Annotated in this window: 2 protein-coding genes; one reads left to right on the forward strand and one right to left on the reverse strand. The window is 50.8% G+C overall.

The features are described from left to right. Window positions 1–29: 29 nt before the first annotated feature. Window positions 30–2,381: a TonB-dependent receptor domain-containing protein gene (locus tag B3Z23_RS03370; RefSeq protein WP_294901553.1), complete on the reverse strand. Its 2,352-nt coding sequence runs from the start codon at window positions 2,379–2,381 to the stop codon at window positions 30–32. 1,847 nt (window positions 2,382–4,228) lie between these two features. Here B3Z23_RS03370 and B3Z23_RS03375 point away from each other — a divergent pair. Next, a partial coding sequence (locus tag B3Z23_RS03375) for an autotransporter-associated beta strand repeat-containing protein (protein WP_294901555.1) occupies window positions 4,229–10,874 on the forward strand: 6,646 nt, incomplete at its 3' end.

Here is a 10,874-nt window from a genome sequence, read left to right on the forward strand (position 1 = left end):
GCCTGACTGGCAGGGCAGATTTTCAATGATCAGAAATCGACATTCAGTCCGACCTGATAAGTACGACCCGGCATGTAAGCTAATGAAACATCGTTGCGATCCTGCGCAGTGGAGGTTTCCAGATCACGGCTGCTGAGGTAGTCGATATATTTACGGTTAGTAATGTTATACACCCCACCGCTCAGTTTGACATTCTTCGTCACACGCCAGTAAGCCGTGGCATCCACTAAACCATAGCCCGGAATACGCTTATACGGACTTTCTTCTGAAGTGACGGTACCGGTTTTAGTGGTATCGCGGGTCGTTTCCTGTGCCTGTTTACCCTTCACAAAAGTCGCCGTCACCGCAGTGCCCCACAGACCGGTAGGATCATCCCAGGCCACACCGACCACAGCTTTCATTGGTGCTACGCTGTCCAGTGCTGTATAGCTGTCACCGTCAAGTGAAGACTTAGACTCACCTTTAGCATAGCCCCAGGCCAGGGTGGCACTCAGGCCTTCTGCCTGGTGAATCCAGTGACCGATACTGAATTTAGTGCTGATTTCCCCCCCGTAGATATAGGCTTTATCACGGTTTTCCGCCTGGTAGATGGTATAGATGTTCGACGGCACGTTAGTGAACATCGACGGTGAACCGTTGCGGTCATAACGGTTATAAGCAATAAAGTTTTTATACTGGCTATAGAACACAGAACTGGTCAGGGTAATCCCCGGAGTGAGTTCACCGTTCAGACCCCATTCAAAGTTATTACTGGTTTCGGTTTTCAGTGCCGGGTTGCCAATTAGCGCATATTGCTGACTGCCCGCATAGCTGGAACCCAGGTTCCATGAACCGTACAACTGGCTGGCTTCAGGGAATTCCGCCCCGCGGCTGTACTGAACATAGGTCAGCAGTCCCGGGGTCAGATTATACTGAAAACGCAGCGACGGCAGCACTTCGGTATCGCTGGTACCTGTACCATAGAGGGTTTCTACCTCGTCTGTGGTCAGAACAGAACTGCCGGCCGCCAGAGTTTCGAGATCTTTTGGCCTGGTTTTTTCATAAGCCACACGAACCCCCGGGACAATCGCAAAATTATGCCCCTGCAGATCGAAGTTGATTTTATCCTGAACAAAGCCACCCAGTTTGGTGGTGGTACTGTTGGCCTGCGGCTGCATGACTGAGTAGTAGACCAGCGGAGCCGGATCCTGATCGAACGGACGTTTGGTGTTACCCAGGTCCGCATTCAGGCCGCCGCTGAGTTCATGACGGCCTATCGTCTTACGTAGCTCGGTAGTGAAACCAATGTTATTGGTATCGTAGTCGGAATATGTCCGGCCAATCACGCCGGTATCGTATGGCGCCAGCGTATTATCGCGCGCCTGAGTTTTTTGCCAGTAGAGATTGGTAGTCAGAGAGTCAATCCATTCATTTTCCGGCGTATAGAAATCCTGAAGATTGCCGGATAAACGCCGGGTCTCACTGGACTGATGGCTGGTACCAATAATCGCACTCCCCCCCGAATCCCAGGTATCGAAATGCGTATGATTGGTTTTATCGTAGTAACTGAAGGTTCCGGTCAGCTTATGTTCATCGTTAGGCTGCCAGATAACACTGCCCAGAAAAGCGTTGGAGTGCCAGTTAGCCGGATAGGCAGATACCGTCCCACTGTTATTACGCGTCTGTTGGCCATCACGATGGCTGTAGACGAAAATACCGCGCAGTTCTTCGTCCCCTGCCGCTGCAGTAATCCCATTATGCCAGCCCCGGTTTGAAGAATCGTAATCTGACTGGTAGCCAAAGTAACTGGTTTTCCCCGGATGCAGATAATCATCGGGTGACTTGGTTTTGAAGGAAACTGCACCACCGATCGAGGTATTGGGTTGTGATACTGCAGTGGCACCGGCATCGATATTCATCAGACCAAACAGGTACGGGTCGATATAGTCACGACCGATACCGAAAGTATTGACTCCGGTACGCCCCACATAGCCACGGCTGGTCGCAGAGGGTATTTCCACACCATCGATATCAATGCCGACACGGTTACTTTCCAGACCACGAATGTTGTATCCGGTATAGCCACCACGGTCAAAGCCACTTTTGCCGTTACCTGAACCGCCACTGGCGCCGGTAGCGCTGATCAGTGTCTGGTAACGCATCAGGGAACCAAAATCTGTGACCCCCAGTTTCTGCATCTCTGCCGCCGTCACTGTTTTGCGGTTACTGGCATTCACCTGAGGGGCGGTGGCTCTGACGATGATTTGCTGATCGGAATCGCTGTCGGCTGCTGTAGTACTGGTGGTTGCTGCGAAAGAACAGGCCGCGTGAACAGAAATTGCCACCGCTGTCGCCTTAAATAAGACAGGTTTAATCTTACCCTGAGTCAGAAATTTATACATAGTAGTCAGTATCCAGGCATACCAAAAAAGTCGTTTGCCACAGGTCAATGCAAACGAAGGTTTTTATAATGACGTGTGTCGTGGGGGAAACGCCCCACAAAAAAGAAATGGTAATCTATATCATTATGATAATGATTATCAATACCAAATGTTGAAACATACAGAACTTTTACAGTTAATGGCTGTCGGCATAGGAAATTTGTGCTATTGCGATAGTGTAACGGTTCACCTGGCCAGTCAGGACAAGGTCTGCAGAGCTATAAGGCTTTCAGCATCCACCGGGAAATTTACAAAAAATGAGTAAACCGATAGTGAGTCTTTTCGCCGAAGAACTGCCGAAAACCGGTCTGCACGTAGTGAACTCAGTCCGGGAATGATCGGAACGGAGGATAAATAACCACATTGAGTCACATAAAGAAGATGCCGGGAGATAATGCGTAGCGAAAATTGCGGCAATAATCGCTCTCCCTCAGAAATGATAAAAAATAAAGTTTTAAATATCTGATCAAATAAAACCGTTAATAAACCTGCTTTTCACCCTGATAAATAACAGATCCGTTTAGCTTACAAAGTATGCCCCCCTTACTCCTGACAAAAATCATTCTGAAAGATATCACTCTGCTATTTGAAAAAATCAAAACCCACTCATATCTGAAATTCAAAAAAAACCGGGAGTAAATATATAAAAAACAATAGAATATCCTTATAAAAAATTACCATGATAATTTCACAGCCTGACAGATAAAACAAGGCACTTCATTTTATCTAAGGATAACGGAGCTTAACTGACTGACAAATAATTACGGAGATAATATTAAAAATATCTCCTGGATTCTCTGGCGGAAGTTTATTTGACGTCATTCCGGGAAAGACAGCAAAACATCATACTATTCCGGAAATTGATAAAAATTTAACAATACCTGATGAGGAGCAATGACACACACTGCCGGTTATCAGTGACTGAATGGCAGGTAAAGAGAACGTCAGAATAAAAAATTCAGCAACCCTCTCCAGCAACCTGGGCCAGGCAGGGTAGGCATCTCCTTTCCCTGCGATGGCTGACAGACACCACTGTTTTGTGCTGAGATGAACCATGGCCCCCCCATTTAAATGCGCCCGTTTATCTCTTCTGTCTCCTGACAGTGTAATGTGCTGCGGAGAGATAACTGAAAGCCGGGTGGCGTGAAGAGCCGAAAAAAACCGTTCGGTGAAAATTCCTGCCTTCACTCGCAAGCCATTCAGCACCCACTTTCTACAGTGATTCATTTTGCTCCGGGTTCTCATAACGCCCAGGCGCCCGGACACACAAGCACCGTTTTCTGTCAATTTTCACCCTGACAACGAAATTTAATCCCAAATATTAAACAATTTACCGATCATTTCCCTTAGTGAGCCGGCTTACTATGGAATAAATAATTGGTCTCTTTTCATCCCTGCTATTTTAACAGTCAATAGGCTGAACAAAAAAAATCTTTAATTAATCTATCGGTAAAACCGTAACAATCTCAGACAACGATAGCCTTTGCCTGATTGACTAAAAAAGAAAACGATTACTTTTAAAAAAAGAAAATAAAAAAATAATAATAAAAACATAAACATCTATTTTATCGTTTCCTGAACACCCCCTCATTTATTCCGGATAAACCTAATGAAGTTTCTGTTTTTAAAAAAACAATGCCTGTTTTGTCCATAGCCGTATTGTTTACAAAGTACTGGTCATCAATTACGCTTAACAAAGAAAAAACCTTTCCTTTACAGCCTCTTAATTTAACGCAACAAAAAAAATAAAACGCATAAGATTCATAAATTTACACACAGCAATTCTCTATCCGGAATGGAGCGAACCTATGATTATCGTTGATGAAAAGAATCGAGAGTGTGCGGAGAAGTTCTCTGACTACGATTATAAATACAAAGATCAGGTAACTTTTAAAACCAGGAAGATGACCGCCGGTCTGGTTTCGTTATCCCTTTCGGCTGCAGTGCCCTTCTCGGCCATGGCCGTCACCCTGCCATCGTCAGTGTTAGTGGCAGATCAGACAGAATATGGTGCTGCAGCATATCTGCTCAATGGTTCCGATCAGGCAGCGACGCTCGATAGAGGAACGATAAATACAAAAACTGTCGGTGTCGCCACCATTAACGGTGGTACCGCGACTATCACGGGTTCAACCATCAATCTCTCCAACACCGAAAAAGCCTCTTATAGTCTCAGTGATTCTCAGTTTCCTTCAGATTATCCACAATCTGATTTTTACTGGCGTTATCGTCCGTTTGGTTACAGTAATACTGCCGATTATAGTGCCGGAATTATCGCGACCCCTTCTTTATCAGGTGATTTACAGAATGGTGTATCAGCATTTACCTTTACCGCCTACCGCCAGTTAGGATTTGCGGCCGCCGTTTTTGCTGCTGACGGTTCTTCCCAAAGTGTCAGTGACAGTACACTGAATGTCTACTCAGAAAATGGTATCGCACTGGGAGTGGTCGCAGATAAGGTAGATTACAGTTCCGGCGCAGGCGGAGGGACGGTGAATCTTTCAGGCAATAACGTTATTAACGTTAACAGTGACGGCACTGAAACCGGTGATGCTGATGGTTCCGAAACGTTCACTGCTGTGGCTTTAAAAACTAATGCTAAATGGAATATCCCTGCCGGTGGTTATGGAACCATCAATGTCGCCGACAAACTGGTTGCTAATACTAATGGTGCGGTTGCTGTATCCCGTGGCGGCTATATCAATTTCACTAATGCCACAGTGACCAGCGACAGTAACACTCAGCCGCTCTACTTTCAAACCATAGGTGGTGGCGTCATTACCTTTAACGGCACCACCCAGGGTAATAACCAATGGGAATTTGTTGGCGGAGGCATCGGGGGAGCTTCTGGTTCTTTGTTCGATTTAAGTAACCTGACAACAGGCTCACTGACAGTCGGTAATCTGACCGGGGTGAGTCCTTCCGGAGTATTGGGTGGTGCTCTCTACGATGACGATGGTAATGCTACAGGTAAATACGCTGCCGGCGATGCCACCCTCAATCTGGGTGCTAATAATCTGTTGGTGGGCGGGGCTAATCAGGATGGCGCATGGTCTGGCATTATCGAAGGCACCGGCGGCTCACTGACCAAAACAGGTACCGGCAGGTTAACCCTTTCCGGCACCAATACCTATGACAGCGGCACCGAAGTCGATGACGGTACCCTGGTCCGTGGTTCAGAAAATGCGATTCTGACCGATACCGCTCTGACGATAAACGGTGGTGAACTGGATTTAGGTGACTGGAAATTTACCACTTCTCAGTTATCCGGCACCGGCGGTTCAGTCACCCTGAATGCGCATAATCTGACTGTCGACCAGGCTGCCGACACTTCTTATACCGGTGCTCTTAACGGCACAGGTTCACTGACTAAACAAGGCACAGGCGCACTGGCGTTATCCGGTAACAGCAGCTATTCCGGCGGCACCACCCTGTCAGCAGGTGAAATTGATGTTGGCAGCAGCACGGCACTGGGTAGTGGTGACCTGGAGATGGCCGCAGACACTACCTTAGGCTTCTCTGCTACTGAGGTGAATCTGGCGAACAATATCCTGTTGTCAGATACAGGTACGACTATTGATACCGGCAGCAATACCGGTACTCTGAGTGGTGTCATCTCTGGTGATCAGGAGCTGACTAAAAATGGCAGCGGCACCCTGATCCTGAGTGGTGACAATACCTATAGCGGCGGAACTGCACTTAACACCGGCAAAATTGCCGTAGGTCACAACAACGCGCTGGGTAGCGGTGAGCTGACCATGGCAGCTGATACGATATTAGGCTTCATCAGCGACAAGCTGACACTGGCGAATAATGTGCTGTTGAACGGAAATGGCACTGCGATTGATACCAACGGCAATACCGGTACGCTGAATGGTATTGTTTCCGGGAACACCGCTCTCACTAAAACCGGTGACGGGACCCTGGTTCTCAACGGTGTAAATACCTATACCGGTGGTACTAATCTGGAAACGGGTGAAATTGATATCAGCAACAGTGCTTCGCTGAGCAGCGGTGACCTGACAATGGCCGATGATACCACCCTCGGCTTTACTACCGACAATCTGGATTTAGCCAATAATATTACCCTGAATGGACTGAATTCGGCGATTGCGACCGGTGACTTTAGTGAAACTCTGTCCGGGGTAATTTCCGGGGTCGGTCAAATCAGTAAAACCGGGAGCGGTACGCTGACCCTGACCGGTAATAATACCTACTCCGGCGGTACCACCCTCGACGGTGGTGAGATTGCCATTGGCAATAGCAACGCACTGAGTACCGGCAATCTGACGATGGCAGATGCCACCACCCTCGGCTTTACCACCGGCGATCTAAATCTGGCAAACAATGTCACCCTGTCGGGTGGCACAGCCACTGTCGATACTGGCAGTAAACCTCAAAGCCTGAGTGGGGTTATTTCAGGAGCAGGTGAATTAGCCAAAGACGGTAGCGGTACCCTGACCCTGACCAATGATAATACTTACACCGGCGGCACCCGCCTGTCTGCCGGTGAGATTGATGTTAACAACAACAACGCACTGGGCACAGGCACGCTGACCATGGCGGCCGATACGGTACTGGGCTTTATCAGCGATAAACTGGCACTGGCCAATGATTTGCTGTTGTCTGGCGGCACTGCGACGGTGGCTACCGGCAGCAACAGCGAAACGCTGAATGGCACCGTTTCTGGTGACGGATTATTGGCGAAAACCGGCAACGGTACTCTGACTCTGACCGGCGACAATACTTATACCGGCGGCACCGACCTTACCGAAGGTAAACTTGACGTTGGCAGCAGCACTGCAGTGGGGACCGGTACGCTGTATATGGCGGATGGAACCACCCTCGGCTTTACTGCCGGTGATCTGGATTTAGCCAACGATATGGTTTTGGGTGGCACCGATCCTACCATCGCTACTGGCAGCTATAACGAGACCCTGTCCGGCAATATCTCAGGCAGTGCTTCACTGACCAAAACCGGCAGCGGCACCCTGACCCTGAACGGTGATAACAGCTACAGCGGTGGCACTTCACTGACAGAAGGTGAAATTGCAGCCGGTAGCAGTAATGCGCTGGGTAGCGGTGACCTGACCATGTCTGCTGATACCACCTTAGGTTTCGCCGCGGATAATCTGAATCTGGCGAACAATGTCAGCCTGGCAGGAGACAACACCGCCATTGATACCGGTCGCTACGCCGGTACCCTGAGTGGTGTGGTTTCCGGTAATGCAGCGCTGACCAAAAACGGCAGCGGTACTCTGGTGCTGGCGGGTCATAATACTTACAGCGGCGGTACTAACCTGTCTGCCGGGGAAATTGATGCTGGCAGCAGCAGCGCTCTCGGTACCGGCAGCCTGGCCATGGCTGATGGCACTACCCTCGGCTTTACCACCGGTGACCTGAACCTGGCAAACGCTGTGGCTCTGAGCGGTACCGGCACCATCGCCACCGGAAGTAATAACGAAACACTGAGCGGCGTGATTTCCGGTGAAGGTGGGCTGGCGAAGACTGGCAGTGGAACCCTGACTCTGAGTGGTGATAACACTTACAGCGGTGGTACTTCACTGTCAGCCGGTGAAATTGATGTCAGTAATAACAGCGCGCTGGGAACCGGCAGTCTGGCCATGACTGATGGCACTACCCTCGGCTTTACCACCGGTGACCTGAACCTGGCTAACGCCGTGGCTCTGAGCGGTACCGGCACCATCGCCACCGGAAGTAATAACGAAACGCTGAGCGGCGTGATTTCTGGCGACGGAACGCTGGCGAAGACTGGCAGTGGAACCCTGACTCTGAGTGGTGATAATACTTACAGCGGTGGTACTTCACTGTCGGCCGGTGAAATTGATGTCAGTAATAACAGCGCGCTGGGAACCGGCAGTCTGGCCATGACTGACGGCACCACTCTCGGCTTTACCACCGGTGACCTGAATCTGGCAAATGCTGTTACTCTGACCGGTACCGGCACTATCGCCACCGGAAGTAATAACGAAACGCTGAGCGGCGTGATTTCCGGTGACGGTGCATTAGCTAAAACGGGTAGTGGAACGCTGACCCTGACCGGTGACAGTACCTATACCGGTGGTACCACCCTGTCTGCTGGTGAAATTGACGTCGGTAATAGTCATGCTCTGGGGACCGGTGCTCTGGCGATGGCGGATAACACGACCCTCGGTTTCACCACCGGTGGTCTGGATCTGGCGAATAATATCTCGCTGGGCGGCAGTGGCTCAGCCATCGCCACCGGTGATTACAGCGAAACTTTGTCCGGTGATATTTCCGGTGCAGGACAAATCAGCAAAACCGGCAGTGGTACTCTGACCCTGAACGGTGATAACAGCTACAGCGGTGGTACCACTCTGTCCGGCGGCGAAATCGACGTCGGTAACAGTAATGCTTTGGGAACCGGCTCGCTTGCGATGACTGACGGCACCACACTGGGCTTTACTGCCAGTGACCTGAACGTGGCTAACAATGTTTCCCTGTCCGGAACTTCAACCGTTAATACCGGCAGTAACAGCGAAACACTGAGTGGTACCCTGTCCGGTGACGCCGTACTGGCGAAAACAGGCAGTGGTACTCTGACTCTGACTGGTGACAACACCTACACTGGTGGCACCACTGTATCAGCAGGAGAGCTGGATGCCGGCAGTAATAATGCACTGGGAACCGGTGCTGTCACCCTGGCTGATGATACGACCTTAGGCTTTGCAGCTGATGGTCTGACACTGGCCAACAGTGTGGATCTGTCCGGCACTCACACCACCATTAATACCAACAGCAATACCGGAACACTGAGCGGCGTGATTTCCGGTGATACGCTGACCAAATCCGGCAGCGGCACACTGACTCTGAGCGGTGACAATACCTATACCGGAGGAACCACCCTGTCAGCTGGTGAAATTGATGTTGCCAACAGCCATGCGCTGGGCAGCGGAACGTTGTCAATGGCCGATAATACCACCCTGGGTTTTGCAGCAGCAGACCTGGATCTGGCTAACGATATCGTGCTGGGTGGTGCTAATTCGGCTATCCAGACCGGTGACTACAACGAAACATTATCCGGCGATATTTCCGGTGCCGGACTTATCGATAAGAACGGTACAGGAACGCTGACCCTGACCGGTAATAACTCCTATACCGGTGGAACTAAGATTTCCGTCGGTGAAATCGATATTGGTAGCAGCGATGCACTGAGCACCGGTCCGCTGACTATGGCGGATGGCACCACCCTTGGCTTTATCGCCGGGGATCTGGATCTGGCGAATAATGTGACCCTGTCTGGCGGTAAAGCAACTATCAGCACCGGCAGCTTTAATGACACCCTGAGCGGTGTGATTTCCGGTGATGGTACATTAGCGAAAACCGGCAGTGGTATCCTCAGCCTGACCGGTGACAACACATACAGTGGCGGTACTGACCTGAACGCCGGTGAAATTGATATTAACAACAGCAATGCACTGGGCACCGGCACGCTGACCATGGCCGACAACACCACCCTCGGCTTTACCACAGGTGATCTGACACTGGCGAACAACATCGTGCTGGGCGGCCTGAACTCCTCGATTGCGACCGGTGATTACAGTGAAACCCTGTCTGGTGATGTCTCCGGTGCCGGACAGGTAGCTAAAACCGGCAGCGGTACCCTGACCCTCAATGGTGACAACAGCTACACAGGTGGTACCACCCTGTCCGGCGGTGAAATCGATGTCGGCAACAGCAATGCACTGGGTACAGGTTCGCTATCTATGGCTGACGGTACCACTCTCGGCTTCACCACCGGGGAGCTGAACCTGGCTAACGCCGTGGCTCTGAGCGGCACAGGCACCCTCGCCACCGGCAGCAACAGCGAAACACTGAGTGGCGTGATTTCCGGCGACGGCACCCTGGTGAAAACCGGCAGCGGTACCCTGGCCCTGAAAGGCGACAATACCTACAGCGGCGGTACCTCACTGACTGAAGGTGAAATTGACGCCGGCAGTAATACCGCACTGGGCAGCAGTACTCTGACCATGGCGGCCAATACTGTACTGGGCTTTATTACCGATAACCTGACTCTGGCTAATAACGTGCTGCTGTCCGGTGACTCTGCTACCGTCAATACCGGCAGCAACAGCGAAACCCTCTCCGGCGTCATCTCCGGTGACGGCAAACTGGCGAAAGCCGGTACCGGCACCCTGACACTGACCGGTGAAAATACCTATACCGGCGGTACTGACCTGACAGCCGGTGAAATTGATGTAGCCAACAACAATGCCCTGAGCAGTGGAACACTTTCGATGGCTGACGGCACCACACTGGGCTTTACCACGGGTGACCTGAATCTGGCAAATGCTGTGGCTCTGACTGGCACCGGCACTGTCGCCACCGGCAGCAACAACGAGACGCTGAGCGGAGTGGTTTCCGGCGACGGCGGGCTGGCGAAAACCGGTAGCGGTACTCTGACCCTGAGCG

This window comes from Tatumella sp. UBA2305, assembly GCF_002345795.1.
Classification (GTDB): domain Bacteria; phylum Pseudomonadota; class Gammaproteobacteria; order Enterobacterales; family Enterobacteriaceae; genus Tatumella; species Tatumella morbirosei.